General features: G+C 63.9%; 22 protein-coding genes. 15 read left to right on the forward strand and 7 right to left on the reverse strand.

Going from position 1 to position 23,006, the window contains the following annotated elements:
* The first annotated feature begins 428 nt into the window (after positions 1-428).
* From QMN23_RS12705 to QMN23_RS12745, 9 genes are all read left to right on the forward strand, one after another.
* Positions 429-1,802 carry an L-lactate MFS transporter gene (locus QMN23_RS12705; protein WP_281999698.1) on the forward strand — a complete coding sequence of 458 codons (1,374 nt, stop codon included), beginning with the start codon at positions 429-431 and terminating at the stop codon, positions 1,800-1,802.
* A gap of 186 nt (positions 1,803-1,988) precedes the next feature.
* On the forward strand, positions 1,989-3,233 hold the full coding sequence (locus QMN23_RS12710; RefSeq protein ID WP_281999699.1) for an MFS transporter: 1,245 nt from the start codon (positions 1,989-1,991) through the stop codon (positions 3,231-3,233).
* A complete protein-coding gene (locus tag QMN23_RS12715; RefSeq protein WP_281999700.1) occupies positions 3,230-5,725 on the forward strand; it encodes a PAS domain-containing sensor histidine kinase in 2,496 nt (831 codons plus the stop codon). Before QMN23_RS12710 ends, QMN23_RS12715 begins: the two co-directional genes overlap by 4 nt.
* A 121-nt stretch (positions 5,726-5,846) precedes the next feature.
* Entirely contained in the window at positions 5,847-6,461 is a 615-nt protein-coding gene (locus QMN23_RS12720; RefSeq protein ID WP_281999701.1) for a hypothetical protein, read from the forward strand.
* A 137-nt stretch (positions 6,462-6,598) separates the two neighbouring features.
* Positions 6,599-8,275 carry an AAA family ATPase gene (locus tag QMN23_RS12725; protein WP_281999702.1) on the forward strand — a complete coding sequence of 559 codons (1,677 nt, stop codon included), beginning with the start codon at positions 6,599-6,601 and terminating at the stop codon, positions 8,273-8,275.
* Entirely contained in the window at positions 8,272-8,928 is a 657-nt protein-coding gene (locus tag QMN23_RS12730) for a hypothetical protein (protein WP_281999703.1), read from the forward strand. Before QMN23_RS12725 ends, QMN23_RS12730 begins: the two co-directional genes overlap by 4 nt.
* Before the next feature lie 276 nt (positions 8,929-9,204).
* Positions 9,205-9,594, forward strand: coding sequence for a cupin domain-containing protein (locus QMN23_RS12735; RefSeq protein ID WP_281999704.1), 390 nt, complete (start codon positions 9,205-9,207; stop codon positions 9,592-9,594).
* A gap of 137 nt (positions 9,595-9,731) precedes the next feature.
* On the forward strand, positions 9,732-10,505 hold the full coding sequence (locus QMN23_RS12740) for a hypothetical protein (protein WP_281999705.1): 774 nt from the start codon (positions 9,732-9,734) through the stop codon (positions 10,503-10,505).
* 129 nt (positions 10,506-10,634) lie between these two features.
* Positions 10,635-11,675, forward strand: a complete 1,041-nt coding sequence (locus tag QMN23_RS12745) for a hypothetical protein (RefSeq protein WP_281999706.1) — start codon at positions 10,635-10,637, stop codon at positions 11,673-11,675.
* 72 nt (positions 11,676-11,747) lie between these two features.
* On the opposite strand, the gene QMN23_RS12750 is transcribed toward QMN23_RS12745, so the two are convergent.
* Complete coding sequence (locus QMN23_RS12750; RefSeq protein ID WP_281999707.1) at positions 11,748-12,161, reverse strand: bacteriohemerythrin; 414 nt, start codon at positions 12,159-12,161, stop codon at positions 11,748-11,750.
* 204 nt (positions 12,162-12,365) lie between these two features.
* Between QMN23_RS12750 and QMN23_RS12755 the strand changes: the two genes are divergently transcribed.
* On the forward strand, positions 12,366-13,019 hold the full coding sequence (locus tag QMN23_RS12755) for a protein-L-isoaspartate(D-aspartate) O-methyltransferase (RefSeq protein ID WP_281999708.1): 654 nt from the start codon (positions 12,366-12,368) through the stop codon (positions 13,017-13,019).
* Between the two features lie 21 nt (positions 13,020-13,040).
* On the opposite strand, the gene QMN23_RS12760 is transcribed toward QMN23_RS12755, so the two are convergent.
* Positions 13,041-13,496: an FxLYD domain-containing protein gene (locus tag QMN23_RS12760; RefSeq protein WP_281999709.1), complete on the reverse strand. Its 456-nt coding sequence runs from the start codon at positions 13,494-13,496 to the stop codon at positions 13,041-13,043.
* Positions 13,497-13,774: 278 nt separating this feature from the next.
* On the opposite strand from QMN23_RS12760, the gene QMN23_RS12765 reads away from it, so the two are divergent.
* The gene (locus QMN23_RS12765) at positions 13,775-13,918 is read left to right on the forward strand and encodes a hypothetical protein (protein ID WP_348835185.1); all 144 of its coding nucleotides are present in this window, start codon (positions 13,775-13,777) and stop codon (positions 13,916-13,918) included.
* Between the two features lie 42 nt (positions 13,919-13,960).
* Positions 13,961-14,539: an HDIG domain-containing metalloprotein gene (locus QMN23_RS12770; protein ID WP_281999710.1), complete on the forward strand. Its 579-nt coding sequence runs from the start codon at positions 13,961-13,963 to the stop codon at positions 14,537-14,539.
* Here the strand turns inward: QMN23_RS12770 and QMN23_RS12775 are convergent.
* The 5 genes from QMN23_RS12775 to polX form a co-directional block, all read right to left on the reverse strand.
* Entirely contained in the window at positions 14,536-15,126 is a 591-nt protein-coding gene (locus QMN23_RS12775; protein WP_281999711.1) for a transglutaminase-like domain-containing protein, read from the reverse strand. The two genes, QMN23_RS12770 and QMN23_RS12775, sit on opposite strands and share 4 nt — an antisense overlap.
* A gap of 115 nt (positions 15,127-15,241) precedes the next feature.
* The gene (locus tag QMN23_RS12780) at positions 15,242-16,804 is read right to left on the reverse strand and encodes a DHA2 family efflux MFS transporter permease subunit (protein WP_281999712.1); all 1,563 of its coding nucleotides are present in this window, start codon (positions 16,802-16,804) and stop codon (positions 15,242-15,244) included.
* Positions 16,805-16,856: 52 nt separating this feature from the next.
* Entirely contained in the window at positions 16,857-17,183 is a 327-nt protein-coding gene (locus tag QMN23_RS12785; RefSeq protein WP_281999713.1) for an SdpI family protein, read from the reverse strand.
* Positions 17,184-17,380: 197 nt separating this feature from the next.
* Entirely contained in the window at positions 17,381-18,481 is a 1,101-nt protein-coding gene (locus QMN23_RS12790; protein WP_281999714.1) for a pentapeptide repeat-containing protein, read from the reverse strand.
* A gap of 30 nt (positions 18,482-18,511) precedes the next feature.
* Positions 18,512-20,245 carry a DNA polymerase/3'-5' exonuclease PolX gene (gene polX, locus QMN23_RS12795; protein ID WP_281999715.1) on the reverse strand — a complete coding sequence of 578 codons (1,734 nt, stop codon included), beginning with the start codon at positions 20,243-20,245 and terminating at the stop codon, positions 18,512-18,514.
* A 351-nt stretch (positions 20,246-20,596) separates the two neighbouring features.
* On the opposite strand from polX, the gene QMN23_RS12800 reads away from it, so the two are divergent.
* The 3 genes from QMN23_RS12800 to QMN23_RS12810 all read left to right on the forward strand — a co-directional run bounded on the left by QMN23_RS12800 (position 20,597) and on the right by QMN23_RS12810 (position 22,996).
* Positions 20,597-21,958 carry a B12-binding domain-containing radical SAM protein gene (locus QMN23_RS12800; RefSeq protein WP_281999716.1) on the forward strand — a complete coding sequence of 454 codons (1,362 nt, stop codon included), beginning with the start codon at positions 20,597-20,599 and terminating at the stop codon, positions 21,956-21,958.
* 205 nt (positions 21,959-22,163) lie between these two features.
* Positions 22,164-22,394, forward strand: coding sequence for a helix-turn-helix transcriptional regulator (locus QMN23_RS12805; RefSeq protein WP_281999717.1), 231 nt, complete (start codon positions 22,164-22,166; stop codon positions 22,392-22,394).
* Entirely contained in the window at positions 22,391-22,996 is a 606-nt protein-coding gene (locus tag QMN23_RS12810; protein ID WP_281999718.1) for a hypothetical protein, read from the forward strand. The genes QMN23_RS12805 and QMN23_RS12810 overlap by 4 nt, the downstream gene beginning before the upstream one ends.
* Positions 22,997-23,006 lie beyond the last annotated feature (10 nt).

Genomic DNA, 23,006 nt, shown 5'->3' on the forward strand with positions numbered 1-23,006 from the left:
CACCGTCTCCCCCCCCCACAGAACCGCCCGCCATCACATTTTTACCAGCAATAAATAAACAATTCCACCAACACTTTGCCGCCCAGTAATTTCAAGGTATTAAAATCACAAACCTTAGTTTTGCATTTATGCGACCGGTTATCAAACTTGCGAAATATTTTCGCAAGACATTATTTATATTTAATTTTTACAAGCAAAACCAGGCCAAATCGTCATTTATTTTCGCTAAATTTATAACCTGTTTTTGCATAACTGCAAATAACAGCTCAACTGCGGCTTAACAAATTTACCGGTTCCATGCCTTTATATATTTGTTTTTGTTGCGTTTATAAAATTTTAAACCATTTTTATAACACTGGTATGCAAGTTGCTCTTTCCTCAACAAACACCATCAATACATGAGGCAACTTTCATCAGGAGGTGCAATAATGACGGAATCGACCAAGAACAGAGGGTGGCAAGTCGCCCTTGCCGGTACCGGGATCAACCTGGCACTCGGCGTCCTCTACGCCTGGAGCATCTTCAAGGGGGCCATCAAGACCTCCATTGCCAAGGGTGGGCCCGGCGCATTCAACTGGGATCTCTCGTCGGTTAACGACCCCTATGCCGTCTGCTGCCTGGTTTTTGCCTTCGCAATGATCCTGGCCGGCAAATGCCAGGACAAGATCGGTCCGGCCCGCACCGCCCTGATCGGCGGCGTCCTCGTCGGTGCCGGCTTCGTCATCATTTCCCAGAGCACCAGCTATGCCGCCTGGGTACTCGGCTTCGGCGTCCTCGCCGGCGCCGGCTTCGGCTTCGGTTATTCGGCAGCCACCCCACCGGCCCTCAAGTGGTTCCCCTCCTCCAAAACCGGACTCATTGCCGGGATCGTCGTGGCCGGGTTCGGGCTCGCCCCGGTCTACATCGCGCCGCTCTCCACCTACCTGCTCGGGACCGTCGGGATCGGCACGGCAATGCTGATCCTGGCCACGGCCTTCGCGGTGGTGGTCTGCGGCCTGTCGTTCCTGCTCGTCAACCCGCCTGCCGGCTACGTTCCCGCCGAGACGGCGGCAGCCGCTACGACCGCCAAAGCCGCTCCGGCCAAGCCGGCGGTCAACGCCACGGCCAGCGAGATGCTCCGTTCGGGCAAATTCTACATCCTCTGGATCACCTACTTCATCGGCGCCGGCGCCGGGCTGATGGTGATCGGCAGCGTTGCCGGGATCGCCAAGAAAAGCATGGGAGCAATGGCCTTCCTGGCCGTGGCGATCATGGCCCTCGGCAACGCCGGCGGCCGGGTAGTGGCCGGAATCCTCTCCGACAAGATCGGCCGGACGGCCACCCTGATGATCATGTTCATCTTCCAGGCCTGCCTGATGTTCGCCGCCATTGGCATTGTCGGCGCCGGCGAACCAAACGCCGTCCTGGTGGTCCTCCTGGCGACCTTCATCGGCTTCAACTACGGCGCCAACCTCTCCCTCTTCCCATCCTTCAGCAAGGATTACTGGGGGCTCAAGAACTACGGGCTCAATTACGGCATCCTCTTCACCGCCTGGGGCGTCGGTGGCTTCGTCATGGGCCGCGCCTCCGAAATGCTCAACAACCAGACCGGCAGTTTCCGGGCCTCGTTCCTCCTGGCCGGCGGCATGCTGATCGCCGGTGCGGTGATGACCCTGGCGCTCCGCCCGGCCCGCAAGTCGGCACCGGCCACCGAAGTTACCGGCGAAGCCGCCCCTCAGGGTCTCTTCCTGGCCAGCTTCATCCGCGGCTGGGCCGATCTGCTCGGCTTTACCCCCACCACCTCCCGGAGCGCCGGTCGCTAACCACGGCCAGCTCTCCCTGTTCGCAACCGGAAAGCCCCGCCAAGCGGGGCTTTTTTTCGTCCGCCACATCCTCATTAAAAGATTGCCCCACCGGGGAAAAGCCGCTATAATTCCCTGTCATCCCGGCACGTTCCCTGACGCGACAACGGTCCGCCCGGCGCGGCGGTACCGCAAACAGGAACTTTCATGTCCGAGAAATCCCGCTGGCTCACACTTCTCTGCCTGGCGCAGCTCTTCATCATGCTGGTGTTCATCAACTATTCGGCCGTCCTGCCGCTCTTGAAGGCCGAATGGGGGATGAACAACACCATGGCCGGCTCGATCTTTTCCGTCTACCAGCTCGGCTACATCGCCTCCGGGGTGATTCTCTCCGCCCTGACCGACCGCCTCAACACCAAGCATATCTTCCTCATCGCCGCCCTCTGGTCCGGCACCGCCAATCTTCTCTTCGCCCTGTTCGCCCACGACTACCTGTCGGCACTGGTGCTGCGTGCCCTGACCGGCATCGGCATGGGGGGGACCTACATGCCGGGATTGAAGCTGGTGGCGGAAAAATTCGCCCCGGAAGAGCGGGGCCGCGCCGTCGGCATCTACGTCGGAGCGCTGGTGCTCGGCGCCTCGCTGTCGCTGGCCGTCACCGGCGCCGTGGCGACGGTGGCCGGTTGGCGTCAGGCGATCATCGTATGCTCCTTCGGCGTCTACGTCGGAGCTGCCATTGCCTGGCCGGTTTTCCGCGGCTATCGGCCGCCGCAGCACCACCGCTCGGACCAGAGCTTCCAGAAGGAGATCGTCCACAACAAACCGGCGCTGTTGATGATCCTCGGCTACGGCTGTCACATGTGGGAGATGTACGGGATGCGCAGCTGGCTGGCCCCCTTTTTCACCGCCTCCCTGGTCAGTCACGGCGTGGCCCGGGGGATCGCCACCGGCTGGGCTGCCACCGCCGCCGCCGGCATCATCGGTGTCGGTGCCTTCGCCACCGCCATTACCGGCACCGTTTCCGACCGGCTCGGCAGGACCCGGACCATCGCCTTCGTCATGCTCGGCAGTGCCCTCCTCTCCTTCACCTTCGGCTGGCTGGTCAACCTGCCGCCGCTGCTGGCAGTAGCGGTCGGCCTCGCCTACGGCTATCTGATCGTCGCCGAATCGCCGGTCTTTTCTACCGGGCTGACCGAACTGGTTGCCCCGGGCTACCTGGGAGCGGCAATGGGCCTCCAGTCATTGGTCGGCTACTCCCTCGGCATGATCTCGCCGACGGTCTTCGGCTGGGCACTTGACCTCTGCCGTGGCTGGGAGCCACTGCCCGGGATTTCCGGCGAATGGGGGATCGCTTTTGCCACCGCCGGACTGGGCGCCCTGATGGGGCCGGTGTTCATGCTACTGCTCCGTCGCTGCCCGGAAAGCGGCCGGATGGCCGGGGGACGCCAATGAAACAGTTCCCGCTGTTCCGTAAGATTCTCCTCGCCATGCTGGTCCTCTCGCTGGTGCCGCTCTTGGTCTCTTCGCTGATCCTGGCGCTCAACCTGCGCGGCGTGCGGGGCGAACTGGTCGAGCGGAGCAACGCTGCGGCCGACCTGCGAGCGTCGGAAAGCCTGCGTCTCCAGGCAGAGCAGGTGGCCGACTCGATCAGCGCCTTCCTCGGCCAATGCGAGGCCGACCTGTTGCTCTGTGCCGCACTCCCCCGCACCCCCGCCGTATTGACCGCCTTCTACGACAGCCGCCGCGGCGAGGTCTGGCACCGTGCCGGCAGCGCCGCCGCCCCCCGGGAGGTTCGGGAACTGCTCCCCTGCTACAGCGCCTTGGCCATCGTCGACCGAAACGGCCGGGAGACCTTTGCGATTCGGGAAGGAAGGGTCGTCGCGCCGGCGGAATTGCGCAACGTCGCCACCCCGGCCGGCACCGAATATCGGCGCGAGGAGTACTTCAAGAAAACCCGCCGGCTGGCCCGCGGGGAAATCTACGTTTCCCACCTTACCGGCTATCACCTGAGTCGAAACGAGCAGCTGGCCGGCGCCCCCGACCCGGAATCGGCCTACGGCGGCCAGGAATACCGGGGAGTGATCCGTTTTGCCACCCCGCTCTTCGACCGGCGCGGCACGTTTGCCGGTATCGTCGTGCTCTCCCTCGACCACCGGCAGCTGATGGAATTCACCCAGCACATCAATCCGGGGCAGAACCGGGCCACCGTCTTCCCTTCTTACAAGAGCGGCAACTACGCCTTCCTGTTCGACGACGAAGGCTGGATCATCACCCATCCGAAATACTGGGACATCCGGGGGGTCGACCGGGCCGGACGGTTGGTTCCCCCCTACACCAGCCATTCGTCGCCCGACGACATCTCCGCCGGACGAATCCCCTTCAATCTGGATGATGCCGGGTTCATTCACCCGAACTACCCGCGGGTGGCCGAACTGGTCCGGGAGGGCAAATCGGGTTTTGTCGACATCACCAATGTCGGCGGGGCGAAAAAAATCATGGCGTTCGCGCCGATCCGCTACCATACCGGCGACTATCGCCGGTATGGCATCTTCGGCGGCGTGACCATCGGCTTCCAGGTCGACCAGTTCCACGAATCGGCCCGGACCGGCGCCGGGCTGATCAACCGGCAGCTGCGGGACCACTTGCGGCTCTCGGCGGTGATCGTTGCCGCCACCTCGCTGCTGGTGGCAATCTGCGCCTGGTTTCTCTCCCGGGGGATCACCCGTCCCCTCGCCCAGTTGACCGACGGCGTCCGGCGTCTGGCTGCCGGCGATACCGGCAGCCGGGTCGAAATCAGCGGTCGGGATGAAGTCGGCGAGCTTGCCATATCGTTCAACCGAATGGCGGAAGAGCTGGAACAACGCAAGAACAGCCTGCTCAGGACCCTCGACGAGTTGGAGCTCTCCCGCCGCTCGATCCTCGACGAACGCAACTTCAAGGAAAGCATCCTCGAAAGCATCTCCAGCGCCATCATGACCGTCTCGCCGAATGGTCAGCTCACCTCGGTCAACGGCACAGGCCGGGCCATTCTCGGCGAGGGGGCGACCCCCGGCGTCGACTGCCGGCAGCTTTTCGCCCCGTGGGGCGCCCTGGCGAGGAGACTCGACGAGGTGCTGACGGAACGGCGGGGATACGGCCGGACGCCGCTGACGGTGGAACGGTACGACCAGCTGCGCCACTTCGAAATCGGCTTCTTCCCGATCGGGAGCGGCGGGAGCGGCGGAACCACCGTCACCATGCGCGACGAGACGGAAAGGGAGCGGTTCCGCGAAGAGATGGCCCGGCTCGACCGGCTCGCCTCCCTCGGTAAACTGGCCGCCGGAATCGCCCATGAGGTGCGGAATCCCCTCACCGGCGTCGCGCTGCTCCTCGACGACCTCCACGACAGCCCGGGACTCGACCCGGAAAACCAGGCCATGATGAGTAAGGCGCTTCAGGAACTCGAACGGGTCGAACGGCTGGTTGCCGCCCTGCTCAATTACTCATCCCCTCCCAAGGCCTGTTTCCGGACCGGCGATCTCAACCGGGTGATCCAGGACACGCTGCTTCTGCTGCGCCGGGAAGGGGAGCGGCAACGGGTGACGATGACTTTCACGGCGGGCGAACTGCCGCCATTCCGCTTCGACGTGGAGAAGATCAAGCAGGCGCTGCTGAACCTGGTGAAGAATGCCCTGGAAGCGGTACCGAACGGCGGCAACGTCGAAATTTGCACCGCCACCGCCGGCACGGCGGTTACCGTTACTATTGCCGACAACGGTCCCGGCATCGCCGAGGCGGACCTGCCGCTGATTTTCGAGCCGTTCTTCACCTGCAAGGGGACCGGCACCGGCCTGGGGCTCTCCATCACCCAGCAGGTAGTCGAAGAGCATCACGGCCGGGTCACCGTCGCAAGCAGCCGGGAAACGGGGACCGTTTTCACCATCAGCCTGCCGGCCGAGGCCTGACCGGTTGGCGCCCCCGCCGCACGGTCACAGCGAAAATTGTCGTCCCAGTGGAAAGGATTGATCTTCGGCGCCGGCAGCGGTAAGCTTTCCCGAAACCGGCCCGACCATGAAAGGAGTCTCTATGACACGCCACCCCTTGGGGAAATTAGCCATCCTACTCTGTTTCTTGGCGTTGCTGACCAACGCCGGCTGCGCTGCCTATTCGAGCCAGATAGCCATGCTTTATGACCCGGTCACCTTCACCAAAAAGGGTTCGGGCGACCTGTACCTCGTCACCTCGGCCGCCAACCCCGCCACCGACGCCACCGCCATCAGGTGGGTCATCGGCAGTGTCACCAACCGCGACGGGGTAAAAATCGACGACCTCCTCAGTACCATGCCTCCCGCCGGCATGGTCCAGGACGCCCTGTCCCAGGAGCTGCGGCGCGCCGGCTACAATATTATTTCAACGACCACCCCGCCCCAGGCACCGGGCAAAATGCTCGACGTGGTTCAGGTGCAGCTGACCCTCAACCAGCTGTCGAGCCTGACCGATGTCGAGGCGAAATGCCGGCTGGCCATCGGTATCAACGTCTGGAAAAAAGGGGCCATGGTCAAAAAGCTCCACTACGAGTCGAAGACCACCGATTACGCCATCAAGGACCGGGAACTGCTGGCCGGCTCGCTTCTCCGCTCGACCATGCAGGAAGTGATGACCCAGGCCGTCCCGGAGATCGTCAATATCCTCGAACAGTGACGGCTTGACATTTCGCACCGGAACCGCGACTATCCGGGAAGACGGGCACCGTCGTCGGGCCAGCCGGCGGTGTCCGTACCGCACTCCCGGTCAGAAGCATCAACCAGCGCCGGCCACGCCGGCCCCAACGGATAGCTATGTATTGTGAACATTTCGGCTTCAGCGAACCGCCGTTCGCCCTGACCCCGAACCCCGGCTTCCTCTTTCTCAGCACCCATCACCAAGAGGCGTTCGCCCATCTCCTCTACGGCATCGACAACCACGCCGGCTTCATCGAGCTGTCGGGCGAAGTGGGGACAGGGAAGACGACGGTCATTCGCACCTTCCTCAGCCAGCTCGATCCCGACACCTACCGGACCGCGCTGATCTTCAACCCGACCATCTCTCCCCTCGGCCTGCTGCAGGGAATCAGCCGGGAATTCGGCCTTCCCGGGACAAGCAGTGAAAAAGGGGACCTGCTCGACGAGCTGAACCGCTTTCTCCTCGATGAAAACCGGGCCGGCCACACCGTAGTGCTGGTAATCGACGAGGCCCAGAACCTTTCTGCCGAGGTGCTGGAGCAGATCAGGCTCATTTCCAACCTGGAAACCGATCGGGACAAGCTGATCCAGATCGTGCTGGTGGGGCAGCCGGAGCTGCGGCTGCTGCTGGCCCGCGACGAATTGCGCCAGCTCAACCAGCGGATCACCGTCCGCTATCACCTGGAACCGATGGAGCTGGAAGATACCGGCGAATATATCCGCCACCGGATCAGGATCGCCGCCGGCGGCCGTGAGCCGGTACATTTTTCCCCGGCCGCCGTCAAGCGGATCTATCGTTACTCCGGCGGCCTCCCCCGGCTGATCAATGGAGTCTGCGACCGAGGGCTGCTGCTCGCCTACACCCGGGAAGCCCGGCACGTCACCCCGGCGATGGTCCGACTGGCCATTGCCGATCTGCGCAAGGACGAGGCCCGGCCAGCCTTCCGGTTTCGCTACGCCGTCCTGGCCGGCACCATCCTCGTGGCCGCCGCAGCCGCCGGCGCCCTCGTACGGGAGAAGCGCGGCAACTCGGTTCCTCCCCCGGCCCGGAGCGAAGCGGCCCCGCCGCCCGCCACCGCCGTCGCCCCCTTCAGTCTTCCGACCGCAATCAGAGAATTGGCTGCCGTTCCGGAACGGGACAACCTCCTTACGGCGGTCAATGCGCTGCTGGCGACCTGGCAGGCACCGCCGCTCGCTTCGCCGGGCAAAGGTCGGCTCGACCCACAGGGGCTCGTTCAGCAGCGGGGGTTGGCGGTTAGCGAGTTCACCGGCACTCTCGACAGCTTGGCCCGGCTCGACGCGCCGGCACTCCTCCAGATTCCCCTTCCCGCCGGCAACCGCCGTTTCGTTGCCCTGACCGGGCTGGTCGATGGCCGGGCTACAGTGACCCCGGCGATTGCCGGCCGCACCACTCTGACCGCCAAGGAGCTGCAGTTACTCTGGAACGGCCGTGCTCTGCTGCTCTGGAAAAACTTCCTCACCATCCCCACCCGGCTGAAGCAGGGAAGCCGGGACAAGGGAGTCAAACCGCTGCAGGAGCTGTTGCGGGGTGCCGGGGCCTACCAAGGGCGAACCAGCGGGGTGTATGACAAAACCACCCAGGAGGCGATCCGAAGATTCCAGCAGACGGAAGGGCTTGCTCCCGACGGGCGGGCCGGTGAACGGACCCTGTTGCTCCTCTATCGGCGGGGAGGTGGCTTCTTCCCCCCCGGATTGGCCCACAGCGCCGGCAGTAACGGGAAGAACGGGCAGCTGACGCCGGCAACGATCACCACCAAGGAGCAACAGGGATGAGCCTGATTCTCGACGCATTGCGCAAAATGGAGCAGGAACGGAAAGCCCGCCAGGGAGGGACTCTCGATATCCGCCCCGAAGTGCTCGGCCACCGGCGGAGTGCCGCACCGGCGAAACGGCGGGCACTCCCCCTGCTCGGCGGCGGCCTGCTGCTGGCTGTCGGCCTCGGCCTTTTCCTCTGGAAGGGCGGGAAGCAGCCGACCCCACCGGCTGACCTCGTCGCCCGCAATGACAATCAGTCGGCCACCCGCCCGGCCATCACCGTCCCACAGCCGGTAGCGGCTCCAGTCGCTCCCGTCATGCCGGCCCCCCAACCACCGGCGGCAATGCCTGCCCCGGCGCCGACAGCGGAACCCGCACCGGCGGTGGCCGCCGCCCCTCTCCCGCCGCCTCGTCCCGCGCCCCAGCCGGTACAGCGCCATGCCAATGACAACGCCCCGGCCGTTGCCGGAGGGGACGGCATCTCGGTCTCCGGCATCGCCTGGCAGGACGAGCGGAGCCTCCGCCGGGCGGTCGTCAACGGGGCACTGCTCGGTGAAGGCGCCGAGGTCGCCGGCGCCCGGATCGTCGAAATCGGCGAGCGACGGGTCAAATTCTCCCGCGGCGGCCAAACATTCAGCGTCACCCTGTCCTCCCCCTTCCCGGCACGATGACAACCGTCTCCTCACCACTTCGCCCAAGCGGCGCGGTGGTGGGGTGACCTTCCCGCCAGCGTCCCTCCATCCAACCAAACAGCTGCAGCACGGCATGTCCCGTCTCACCACTCGATAAAAAAAATATCCTCATGAACGAAAAAGGTTACTACATATAGTAACCTTTCGTGTTTACAAGCAGTTACCCCCCAAAAGACGCTTTCATGTTGTAGGTTTGTGTGCTATGAAAAAATAAGGATGTCGGTAAAACATACCGGCGCCTGAGACGGAGCGCGCATGGCATTACTCATTTCATCACCGGTCGTTGCCAATACCGCCAGCAGTGCGGCAAAGCGGGTCGAGGAGCTCATCGGCAAGGTCAACAGTCAGGCCGCCCAGGTGAGCATCTCCCGGATGCTCAGTCCCGCTGGCTGGAGCAAACCGGGCCACGTCCCCGAATTCGACGAATATTCCGTGGTCCTGCGCGGGACGCTGCGCGTCCGGCTCCTTGACGAGGAGGTTGATGTTACCGTCGGCCAGGCAATCATCGTCCAAGCCGGTGAATGGGTCCAGTACAGCACCCCGCTCCCCGGCGGGGCCGATTATCTTGCTGTCTGCCTCCCCCCCTTCACGGCCGACACCGTTCTCCAGCCGTATAACAACCGGCCCGACCCGGCTCACTACTGACACCGTGCATAAAAACCACTGATCGGCAACACGCCGTCCGCCCCGCAATCCTCCCGGTGACGCCTCCGCGCCGGGCAAACACCGTGCTCTTGTGATACAGTTCAGAAACGAACGACGCATGCGGGAGGGGGTAACCGATGAACCGATGGAAAAGCCTGCTGGCGATGGTTGTCCTTGCCTGGGCGGTGCCGGTCCTGGCGGTACCGACCGGCATCACCGTCCGGGTGAAGAGCAAAGATGCCAAATTCATCGGCACGACGATGGGCGGGGCGTTGATCACCATTCGCAACGCCGGGACCGGTGAACTGCTGGCCAAGGGGGTCACCAGCGGAACGACCGGCAACACCGACCGGCTGATGCGCCACCCGGTCACCCGGGGAGCAGTGCTCTCCGATACCGCCGCGGCGCGGTTCAGCACCACCATCGACATCACCGAGCCGACCCTGGTGGAGATCAAGGCTGTCGGCCCGCTCGCCCGGACGCACGCCGCCGCGGCGGCGTCGGTCACCCAATGGCTGCTGCCGGGCAAGGATCTCAACAGCGGCGACGGCGTGCTCCTGGAACTCCCGGGGCTGGTCCTCGACATCCTGACGCCGGCGGTCCATACGACCCTGGCGGCGGAAGAGCTGCCTACCACGGTGGAACTCCGGGCTAACCTGGTGATGATGTGCGGTTGCCCGGTAACGAAGGGTGGGCTCTGGGATGCCGGCAGGTTTGAGGTCCGGGCGATAGTCAAACGGAACGGCGCGCCACTTGGCGAATTTCCGCTCGCCTACGCCGGCGAACCGGACAAATTCTCCGGCACCCTCCCCCTGAAAGATTCGGGGATATACGACATCACCGTCTACGCGTTCGATCCGGCCACCGGCAACACCGGCGTCGACCGGACGACCGTGGTGGTTGAGCCGTAGCCCGGCCGGCACAGCTTAACGCTTGACCTCTTTGTAAAAAATTAGTAAACACCAAACAATAGACGAAACCGCCAGACGGCTCCCCCTGACAAAGCCGATTTTCATCCTGTCGGTCAAAACGAGGTAATCATGATTACAAGGCTGTTGCCGCTGTTGTTCATCACTCTGACCATTGCCGGCTGCGGCGACTTCGAGTGGTTCCCCGACGGCACCAAACCGAACGACTTCAGCTTTGCCGCCAAGAGCGGCGTCAACCGGCGCACACCGATCGTCTCGAACAGCATTACCGTCAGCGGCAACTCTTACGCCGCGCCGATCAGCATCAGCAACGGCGAATACTCGCTCGACAACGGCCCCTATACGAGCGCCAGCGGCAAAGTCAATGCCGGGCAGACCGTCACGGTCCGCCACATCTCGGCCATCCCCTACGGCACCACCACCACGACGACCCTGACCATCGGCGGCGTCAGTTCGACCTTCTCCAGCGTGACAATGAGCGCTCCCGCCGTCTTCAGCAACATCTCGTCGTTCACCTTCGCCCCCAAGCTCGACGTCGACGTCAGCACCACCGTCACCTCCGACAGCATTACCATCAGGGGGAACAGCGCGGCTACGTCGATCAGCGTGACAAATGGCGAATACTCGCTCGACGGCGGCACCTTCACCAGCGCCAGCGGCCTGATCAACCCCGGGCAGACCGTTGCCCTCCGCCACACTTCGGCCACCGGCTACCACGCCCTGGTTACCACCACCCTCACCGTCGGCCCGAGCAGCGCCCCTGCCAGCGGGACCTTCACCAGCATGACCAAAGCGCAGTCGGGCAGCTCCGGCGGCTTCAACAATTACTCCACCGTCAGCCCGATTACCACCGATGCCACCGGACAGATCACCGTTGACTCACTCACCGGAACCGTCAACAACCGGACCTCGACGGCAGTCAGTTTTTCGATCGACTACGCGGTGACCAGCACCAGTGCGAGCAACAAATTCATCGGCATTACCGTCGCCGGGGTAAACAGCCTGAATCAGCGAATCTTTTCGGGACTGATCGATACGACCGCGTACGCCCTCGCCACCACCAGCGGCTCGCAATCGTTCGGCTCGGCGCTGACACCCACCCAATACGACAGCATTACCAGCTGGGTGGCGACAAAGATCGTGATCTATTGACGGGATCCCGGCGCAACGCGCCGGATGACGGCCAGCACGGGAAATGGCAGCCGGTGGGAAAAGGAACGTGCTTCAGCCGGCCGGTTGCGCCGCGAGCCGGCTTTTCAGGTAATCGGTCATCGCCTTGTCGACTTCAAGGATATGCTGTTTGAGCCAATCGATCAGCATCTGGTTGATATGAAGGACCAGGTCGGTAGTGATCCCCCGGGCATCGATGTCGCGCTTGACATAGTCGAGGTGGCGGAGAAAATCGTCGTGCTGGAAGCGATGATAACGGTACTCGGGATGGTCGTACTCCCGCATTAACTCCTCCTCGGCGGCGAAATGAATATCGACGTAGCTGTTCAGAAATTTCAGCATCCTGACGGCTTCCTCCCGGCAGCTCCCGTTGACGCACGCGTCCAGCAGCATTTCCAGCCTTTTAAACAGTTCCGCGTGCTGTTTGTCGATCATTTCGATCCCAAGTGCCAGATATTCCGTACCCATGTTCGCCTCCCGGACCTGCTCCCGTAATCCCTCTGTTGCCCGATGGTCCCCTGCCCCGTACCTTGTTATCTCTATCGGCGCAAAGCTGAGTTTCTTCAGTAAGAAGATGGCGAGGCGACCGTCGGCGACCGGAATTGTAATCCTCCGGGGAACGATTACACTTGAGGGTGTCGAGGCGACATTGCCGCAGTACGAGGAGGAGCCATGCACGAGTTGGCCGTCCTGCGCGACACCATGATCGAAGAGCAGCTGAAGTGGCGGGGCATCCGCGACCCGGCAGTGCTGGCGGCAATGCGGGAAATCCCCCGCGAGGAATTCGTCCCTCCGGAACTGGCGACCATCGCCTATGCGGACCGGCCATTGCCGATCGGCGAAGAGCAGACCATCTCCCAGCCGTACATCGTCGCCTACATGACCGAGGCTCTGGAGCTGACCGCCGGCGACCGGGTACTCGAAATAGGCACCGGCTCGGGATACGCTGCCGCCGTGCTCAGCCGGATCGCCGGGCAGGTCTATACTATCGAGCGGCTGGCGGAACTAGCCCGGACTGCCCGCAACCGGCTCGAACGGCTCGGCTATCGCAACATCGTCGTTCATCTCGGCGACGGGACCCTCGGCTGGCCCGACCATGCCCCCTACGAGGCGATCGTCGTCACCGCCGGGGCACCGGATATCCCCCGGCCGCTCCTTGAGCAGCTTGCCGAAGGGGGAAGACTGGTCATTCCCGTCGGACCCCATCCAAGTTTCCAGACCCTGGTCCGAATTCGCCGGCTGGGAACGGACGAATACCGACGCGAGGAGCTCCTCGACGTCAGATTCGTCCCGCTGATCGGCAGCGCCGGCTGGGAGTTCCCCTGACCGACGGCAAACCCCAGCCGCTCACAGCGGTGAGACGAAGCTGCCGAACTCCGGCTTGTCGCTCTCCCCTCTGAATGCCGGTGGTGCCTCAACCAGCCAGTAGACATAGGTGAAATGGACCCGCGCCGCGGTCGTTCCGGCGGGAAGGGGCACCACCAACTGGAACGGTTCGCTTTTCCCGGGCGGCAGATAGGTGGGGAAGTCGGAGAAGCTCCCCCGGGCGACGATCGTCCCTCCCTGATCGAGCAGCCGGGCAGTCAGCTCCAGGAACCGCAGGTAATAGTCGCGCCGGTTGGTTACCGTTCCGCTCAAACGCACGCCCTCGGCCGTCCGTTCGGCCCGCCAGTCGACCGCCAGATCGAAATAGCGGAAATGATGGGGGGCAAAGGCCGGGTTGGTGTCGAGTTCTTTCCGGTACACAGTGCAGGCGGTGGTGGTCAGCAGGAACAGGGCGGCGAAAATCAGCCATCGGACCATGGGTATATCCTCCGGCACGGAAATGGGTGAGCTGTAACTGAGTATACCATCAATCGACCGGCAGGGGCGGGAGGCAACGGCGGGGAAAATGGGCCGCGCCGCGCACCGATCGCGCCCGCCGGACGATTCATGATAGAATGGACGTACCCAGAGGTTGCCAGGTGCAGCGAAACGGGTAACGCCGGTCAGCTACCTGCTGCGCCATCCCGGCAAGGAAAAGGAGGTGTTCAACATGGCACGGTTCTACGATCCAAAGGACGAAACCGATCTGGCAAGAGTTGAGAGTATCCTCAAAGGGGGGGGCGATCGAATACTTTCTGCGCGAAGGAGGGATCAATCCGCCGGGGAAAGAGATTCATGTCGCCGAAGAGGATATTCCCCGGGCCGAGGAACTGCTCCGCTGCGCTGCGGCGAGACGATGACCTTCCGCCGGCTTCACCCAACACCCCAGTAAAGGAGCACCGATGAACGGACCGACCCGCGATGAAGCATGGCACCTCCTCACCAGTTACGTAACGAGCGACAACCTTCGACGGCATGCCCTGGCCGTTGAGGCAGTGATGCGCCACCTGGCGAAAAAACGTGGCGAAGACCAGGAACTCTGGGGAGTGATCGGCCTGGTCCACGATATCGACTACGAACAGCATCCGGACGAGCATTGCGGGCATGCCCCGGAAATCCTCCGCCAGGCAGGATGGCCGGAAGCGCATATCCGGGCGGTAGTTTCCCACGGCTGGGGAATTTGCAGCGACGTAGAGCCGCAATCGGCGTTGGAAAAGGCCCTCTATGCCATCGACGAACTGACCGGTCTGGTCGCCGCCGCGGCCTTGGTGCGGCCGTCGAAGAGCGTCCTCGACCTGCCGGTGAAGAGCGTGACCAAGAAGTGGAAGGACAAGGTATTCGCCGCAGGTGTCGACCGGTCGATCATCGAACGGGGAGCGGCAATGCTCGGTGTTGAACTGAACGACTTGATTGCCGACACCATCGACGGGATGCGAACGGCAGCCGCTGACATCGGCCTGGAAGGCACCCCGACGGGTTAGCGGGGCGAGACAGTCACCAGCTCAATGTCGGGGAGATTATCGTACAGCTCGCGGACATCGCGGTAGCGGCGCAGGGCGGCCACCACGCAGGGGAGCGGCGCGGGCCAGATTTCCGGCAGATCGCCCTCCGGCCAGTCGCCGATTGCGAAGGCAAGCCGTTCAACCGGCGGAGTGAAGCCGGCGTCAATCCCCTCCTTGTTCCCCCGGGCATCGATCCGGTACCAGCCATGCTTCGGCAGGTAGACGGCATTCAAGCCGTGGAGGCAATACGGCGGGCCGCTCCCCCCGAGACTCAACCGCTGATAGCAGAAACCGGCCGGCAACCGGTTCGCCCGCAAGAGCGCCGCGAGAAGATGACTTTTGGCATAGCAGTAGCCGGTCCGGTGGCGCAGCACCTCGGAGGAACTGCAGGTAACGGGATTGAGCTGGTAATCCCAGCTATGGCGAATGCTGTCCCGCACCCAGGTGAAGCAGCGCTCCGCCACCGCGGCCGGCGAAGGGGCATTGGTGGCAAGCTCCGCCGCCAGAGCCAGGATTTCCGGATGCTGCCAGTCGATGATTTCACTTACTGCCAGATACTGCTCCACGCACCCCCCCTTTTTTTCTATTACCTACTTACCTATCCACCTAATTACAGACATACCAATACAACCATAAAACGGGCGCCAGGGCAAGCGATGGGATGTGCCCGACCCCGCTCCATCAATGGGCCGGGCCGGCCCTCTTCCCTTTTACCCGTTTGAAAAAGAAGACCGTCCCGGCACAGACGAGACAGATCAGCGCCAGCATTCGGAAATTGTCGACGAAAGCCCACAGAGTGGACTGCCGCTGCAGCTCGCCGTAGATGACTCCCTGAGCCTGACGGGCCGCATCAGCCTGATCGGCATGGCCGGCAAGATAACGTTGCAGCGCCTGGCTGCGAAGACCGAAGGCGAGATCGCCGGGGGTCAGATGGGCAACCATATTGGCTTGGTGAGTCTGGGCGTCCCGGGTCAGCATGGTGGTAACTGCGGAAATACCGACACTGCCGCCGACGTTACGCATCAGATTGAAGATGCCGCTGGCGTTGCCGATCTCCATCTGGGGAAGCGTCCCCATCGCTACGGCAGAGAGGGGAACGAAGATCATCGCCAACCCCACTCCGGTCAGAATACTCGGCCAGATCAGGTTGCGCATGGCGATCTCCAGGTTGATGGCACCGAACCACCAGAGGGAGAAAGCGACAATGATAAAGCCGACGCCGATCAGCTTGCGGAAGTCGACCTTGCCGGTAAGGAAACCGACCACCGGCATGGTCAGCAGGGCGCCGAGGCCACGTGGCCCGACCACCATGCCGCTCTGCAGCGCCGAATACCCCATCAAGGTCTGGAGAAAGATCGGCAGCAGGGTAATGGCGCTGTAGAGGGCCACCCCGACCATGGTGATCAAGACGATCCCCATGGCAAAATTCCGGTCCTGAAGCACCCGGAGATTGACGATCGGCTCCGCCACCAGCAACTCGCGGACGATAAAGACGATCAGCGAGACGAGGCTGATGACAGCGAACCAGCGGATCCAGTCGGCGGCAAACCAGTCGTCCTGCTGCCCCCGGTCGAGGATGATCTGCAGGGTAGCCAGCGCCACCGCCATCAAGCCGAAGCCAATCCCGTCGATCCGCCCTGGCCGGGCCGCCCGGATATAAGGAGGATCCTCGATGAAGGCCCGAATCATCATCGCGGCCAGGATCCCCACCGGGACATTGATATAGAAGGCCCATCGCCAAGAGTAATTGTCCGTCAGCCAGCCGCCGAGGGTCGGGCCGAGAATCGGCGCGACCACCACGCCGAGGGCGAAGGCCGCCATGGCCATTCCCCGTTGCTCCGGCGGGAAGCTTTCCAGAAGGATCGCCTGGGAAATCGGTTGCAGCGCCCCGCCACCGACCCCCTGGATGACCCGGGCGAGGATCAGAATCCCCATCGAGGTAGCAAGACCGCAGAGGAGCGACGAAGTGGTAAAAAGCACTATGCAGCCGATGAGGAAGCGCTTGCGGCCGAGATACTTGGCAAGCCAGCCGCTGGCCGGCAGAATGATGGCATTGGAGACCAGATAGCTGGTCAGGGTCCAGGTGGCCTCGTCGGTGGTCGCGGAGAGACTGCCGGCGATATGGGGAAGCGCCACCGAGACAATGGTGGTGTCGAGCACCTCCATGAAGGTGGCCAGCATCACTGCAGCGGCAATGATCCAGGGGTTGACGCTCGGCCGCCACTCCTCGCCGACACTGTTCATATCAGCCGCACCTCCGTACCCGCTCGCCAACGCGCCCCGGCGCCTGTTTTGCTCAAAGCTGCCGGATATGCCGGCCGGTCGCGATCGCCCCGGCGAGCAACGGCAGCGCGAAAGCGGCAAGGTGAAGCAGCCAGCGGGAAAAATCGGCATCGTGGGCTCCCGCCGTCGGGCAAATCACCGCCACCAGCAGATAGACGACGCTCGCCAGCAGGAACGCCCAGCCGCCAAACCTGTTCGCTCGATACCAGACCCGCCGATCGGCCAACGTTCTCGCCGTTCTGATGCCGTACCAGCGGTTCGGCGGAACCATCCCACCGATCAGGGGGATCGCCGCCACCGCGATCAAGAGCGCCGGCAAAGAGAATGGTTGCGTGGTCATGTGATCACCCCTCCAGGGGAGATATTCCCGTCGGGTTTCGCGTACGGACGTCGCCCGCGGCGCATATTCTTCATCGTGACGCCCGGCAGCACCCTTGACAACCGCCGGTTTTCACTTACACTTTCAGTGGCCTGCGGCTGGTGACGTCGGCGTGACGCGTTGTCCGCGCAAGCGGGTGCCGCGTTGTGCGACGCGTGTTAGCCGCGGGCCAACTCCTCCAGTTGTTCTCTCACCGGCCCATCCAAGTGGGCCTTCTGCCAGTTCACCGCCCGGCTCAGGCTTTTCAGGGCCCGGGCATCGAACTTCGCCCCGAGGAAATAGGCGTCACTGACGTTGGCCTGTTCGAACCGGGCGCCGGTAAGATCGGCTCCTTCCAGGTGCGCCGCCTGCAACTTCGCCTGCTGGAACTCGGCCCCCCGCAATTCCGCTCCCTTCAGGTCCGCCGCCACCAGGTTGCATTCGTGGAGATAGGCATCGTTCAGGTGAGCATGCTGCAACCGCGCTTCGTTGAGGTTGGCGCGCGACAGGCGCGCTTTTTCCAGGTTGACCTCGTACCCCCGTACCCGAAACAGCACCGCCCCGCTCAGATTCGCCAGTCGCAGTTGGGTGAACCCCAGATCGGCGCCGGTCAGATCCAGGTCCGCCAGATCGGCCTGGTTGAGGGTAGCCCGGGCAAAGTCCGGCACGAACGGCTCAGCCGCCTCCGTCGTCCGGGCGAGCTTCTGTCGCACCGCCTTCTCGAAGGCGGCGACGATCAGCTGGTTGACCGCCTCGCTGTGGGCGATCTTCAGGTTGGCCAGCAGCACGGCGAAGATCTGTTCATGCAGCCGCCGATATTCGGGCTCCAGAAAGGTGACGATGGAGACAGCGGCGCCCGCCTGGATGGCCTCGCGTTCGGCGCCGAGATCGGCCAGGATTGAAGCGAATTTCCGGTCGATCTCCTGCTGCTCTTCCCGTCCCCGCTGCTCACGGTCCCGCTCCCGCTGCTCCCGATCCAGCTCCCGCTGCCGGCGGTTCTCGGTCTGCTGCTTGCGAATGGTGACAAAGACTCCCAACAGCGCCACCACCGCGGTCATGAAAGCGGCGTTGGCCGAGAGCTTCGTCCAGGGGCTCCTGAGGCTGTCGTTCTGCAGTTTGAGGTTGGCCACCTCCTGGGCGAGCTTCTCGGTCTCCAGCGCCTCGTTGCCCTTTCCCGCCGGCACCGCAGTCGTCGCTGCGGCGCGCGCCACTGCCGGCGCAGCAAGGGCCGCGGTCCCCACCAGGATAATGACCAGCAACCGGCAGCAAACGCTCTTCATCGGCATGCTCCTCGTGCGCCGCAACGGTAGTCAGCCCTTTGCCTGCCGACGTTTGGCGGCCAGCCAGGCGCGAAGCGCGGCAAGATCGAGACAGTTGAGGATATCCCCTTTTTCGAGCCACCCCCGTCGGGCCACGGCCACCCCGTAATCGAGGGTCTCGAACTGGCTCAGGACATGGACGTCGGTATTGATCGCCAGCATCACCCCGGCGTCTTTCGCCCGCCGGGCCCAGACGTCGGCAAGATCGAGCCGGAGCGGATAGGCGTTGATCTCCAGCGCGGTCCCGGTTTCCCGCGCCACCCGCACCACCTCCGCGAGATCGATCTCGTAGGGGTCCCGCTCGTCGAGCAACCGGCCGGTGGGATGGGCGATGATATCGACGTAGGGGTTGCGCATGGCGGCGCAAACCCGGCCGGTCAGCTGCTCCCGCGACTGGCGGAAGCCCGAATGGATCGAGGCGATGACGAGGTCGAGCTCCGCCAGGACCTCGTCCGGGAAATCGAGGCTGCCGTCGCCGCGGATATCCATCTCGGTGCCGTGGAGGATGGTGAAGCCGGTCAGCCGCCCGTTCAGCGCCGCCACCTCCTGCCGCTGCTCGCGCAGGCGCTCCGGCGTGAGGCCGTTCGCCACCCCCAGCCCCCGGGAGTGATCGGTGAGCGCCAGATAGGAGAGGCCGCGGGCCCGGGCGGCGGCGACCAGTTCGTCGAGGGAGTGGGCGCCGTCGCTCCAGCGGGAGTGGGCATGGAGCTCGCCGCGGATGTCGGCGGTGGTGACCAGCTGCGGCAGCTGCCCCGCCAGGGCCGCTTCCACCTCCCCACCATCCTCGCGCAGCTCCGGCGGGACGAACGGGAGTTCCAGCAGCCGGTAGACGTCCTCTTCCGCCGCGCCGCCGAGCCGCTCGCCGCCCGGTTCGCGGAAGATGCCGTACTCGTTGATCTTCAGCCCCCGGCGCACCGCCAGGTCGCGCAGGCGGATGTTGTGCCCCTTGCTGCCGGTGAGGTAGGCCAGCGCCGCCCCGAACGATTCCCCCGCGACCACCCGCAGGTCGACGTTGATGCCGTCGCGGATGGTGACGCTGGAGCGGGTCGGGCCGTGCATCACCACATCCGTCACCAGCGGGAGCCGGACGAAGGCCTCCATCAGCCGTTCCGGCTCCGCCGTCGTCGCAACGAGATCGATATCCTTCACCGTCTCCCGCCGCCGGCGGATGCTGCCGGCCAGTTCAAGCCGCTCGATCGGGGCCTGCTTTTGCAATGCCGCCATCAGCTCCCGGGCCAGCGGCAGTACCAGCCCGAGCGGCCGCCGCTCCCGTCCCCGCCGTACCGTAGCGATCCCCTTGAGGATGTTTTCCACCGTCTTGGCCCTGATGCCGGGGATCCCGAGCAGTTTCCCGTCGTTGGCAGCCCGCTCCAGCCCGTCGAGATCGGTCACCCCCGCCTGATCGTAGAGGAGCTTCACCGTCTTGGGCCCGAGCCCGGGGATGGCGAGGATATCCAGCAGCCCCGGCGGCAGCGCCTCCTGCAGCTTCTCGTGGGCATGAACGCTGCCGGTGGCACAGTATTCCTCGATCTTGGCGGCCAGTTCCTCGCCGATGCCGGGGATTTCCCGCAGTTCGGCGTCGGAAAGGGTCTCCACGCTCTGGGCCAGTCCTTCCAGGTTCAGGGCGGCCCGCCGGTAGGCCCTGATCTTGAAGGGGTTATCCCCCTTGATTTCCAGAATGTCGCCCATCTCGGTAAAGATGCGGGCAAGTTCGAAATTCTTCACGGCGTGCCGCCTTGGTCGCCCTGGTGGCCGGGGCCGCCGCAGGGTGGTATTTCGCTATGGTGAGTATACCGCGTCTCCCGGCGATTGCGACCGGACGGGGGGTGCCGTGAGGCGTGAGAGGTGAGGAGCAAAGGCACGATCGGTAGCCACGGCAGACCGGAGGGGCGAAAAATGTTTCGCCCTTTGCAGGGAAATCCCGCCGGCACCCCCCTCCAAACATCCCCTTGTCAGGGGAGGCTTTCCTGCCCGCTGGCAAGGCAACCGGCAGGGTCACGTGAAAAATCGCTTGCGGTATTAGAGCATTCAGTCTAGTTTAGAGTAAATACTCTAATTGCTCGGGAGGGAACCGTCATGCGTGTACTCCTCATCCAACCACCCAGCCACGACCCTTTTGCCGATCAGTTCTTTCTCTTCGAACCGCTGGCCCTGGAGTACCTGGGCGCCGGCCTGCGGCTGGACGGCCACGAGGTGGAACTCCTCGACGCCCGGCTGGAGCCGGACATCGCCGCCGCCTGCCGCCGTTTCCAGCCCGACCTGGTGGGGCTGACCGGCTACACCAGCCACCTCACCATCGTCAAGGGGATCGCCGCCCGCCTGAAAAACGACCGGCCCGAGCTGTTCGTGGTCGTCGGCGGGCACCACGCCACGGTCCGGCCGACCGACTTCAACGACCCGGCCATCGATGCAGTGGTGATCGGCGAAGGGGTCTTCACCCTCCGCGAGATCGCCCGGGCGGTGACCGCCGGCACGCCGCTTCTGGCGATCCCCGGGCTCGCTCTCCCCGACCCCGCCGGGATGCGGTTCAGCGAGCCGCGACCCTACACCGATCTCAACGACCTGCCGGTCCCCGACCGCACCCTGACCGCTCGCCACCGCAGCCGCTATTTCAGCGAGTGGTTCAAGCCGCTCGCCTCGGTGCGCACCTCGCTCGGCTGTACCGCCCGCTGCACCTTCTGCGCGCTCTGGTCGATCACCGGCGGCAAATACCTCCGCCGGGCACCGGAAGCGGTGGTCGAGGAGCTGAAGACGATTGCCGAGCCGAACGTCTTTTTCTGCGACGACGAGTCGATGTGCGATGTGAAGCGGATGGACCGGCTGGCCGGGTTGATCGAGGCGGCGGGCATCAAGAAGAACTACTTCCTCTACGGCCGGGTCGATACCATCGTCCGGCACCCGGAACTGTTCGCCCGCTGGGCGAAGATCGGCCTCGCCCAGGTGTTCGTCGGCATGGAGGATTACTCGGACGAGCGGCTCCGGGCAATGAACAAGGAGATTACCATCGCCCAGCAGGCCCGGGCGGTACAGATCCTCGACGAACTCGGGATCATGATGTACGCCTCCTACATGGTCGACCCGGCTTACAGCGCCGCGGATTTCCGCAACCTGCTCGCCCACGTCCGGCGCATGAAGCACACCTACGCCACCTTCACCGTCATGACCCCCCTCCCCGGCACCCGGCTCCACGCCGAGCGCGAGGCGGAGCTGTTGAGCCGCAAGCCGGAGCTCTACGACATGATCCACGCCCTGCTCCCCACCACCCTGCCGCTGCCGGTCTTTTACGACGAACTGGCGAAACTCTGGGCCAAGGCCGTGCCGTTCCACCGGGTCATCCCGACCCTGGCCCGCTTCGGCCCGTGGGGAATGCTGCAACGACTCCGGATGCTCGGCCCGGCGCTTTCAAGGATTCGCACGGCCCATCAGCATTACGACTAGCGGCACGAGACCCACCCCTCCCCCCGGAAGCTAGCCGAAACCGCCGGTCACGGCCGGACCATCGCCGGTGGCCGGACGTCGCCACGCCCACCAGACGGCCGCCAGACGGCCGCCCCGGCGGCCGTTTCCCCGCCTCAGTCAAATAGACTTGACACTATGTCAAATAAACTGTACAGTGCCAGCATTCAACCGTCGGAGAGAGCAGATGGCCAAAGAGCGCCCCCAACTCACCATTGTCAACCGCCTGCATGTCCTGCGGGCCGAGCGGCGACTGACCCAGGAACAGCTTGCCCGGGAGGTCGGCGTTACCCGCGCCACCGTTGTGGCCATCGAAGGAGGCGGCTACAACCCCTCGCTGGAACTGGCTTTCCGGATTGCCCGCTTTTTCGAAACGGACATCAACGCGATCTTTTCGATCAAGGAGGAGCAACAATGAACAGAATCGATGCCATCCTGGTAAAAGTCTTCCTCTACGGCCTGCCGGCTGTGGTGGTCTTCGCCGTATTTTCGTACGCCTACAACACGGGCGGCCTCGACCGGACCGCCGGGGTGGTGTCGGTCCTCAACAACACGGCCGGCCTCGTCTATGCGTCATGGATGCTGCTGTCCATCGCGCTGAGCATCCGGCTGCTGACGTCCGGCGCCGTGCGGGAGCGGATACTCGCCCGGCTCGCCTTCATCCGCGAGCGCGACGAGCGGGAGACCGTCCTGACCGGAAAGGCAACCAAGACCGCCTACCTGACCTCCCTGGCGATCCTCATTTTTCTCTTGTGCCTCTCCTGCTTCCAGGTCTCGATCTACCGCGTGCCGCCGGAGAAAGCGGTCAACGGCAAAACCGGCGTCGTCTCCCTCGGCATCAGCTGCAACCTGCTGGATCGCCCCAACCGGGCCGGCAGCGCCGACAAGACCCTGCGGCAACGGGACATCTTCACCTACGACGGACTGCCCGTCTCCAGCACGGCGGTCATCCTCGGCCTGATCGTCTGGCAGATCTGTTCTTACAATGTCACGGTCCGCCGGCTGATCCGGACGCCCTAAAGCCACCGGG

Source organism: Geotalea uraniireducens (assembly GCF_027943965.1).
Lineage (GTDB): Bacteria > Desulfobacterota > Desulfuromonadia > Geobacterales > Geobacteraceae > Geobacter > Geobacter uraniireducens.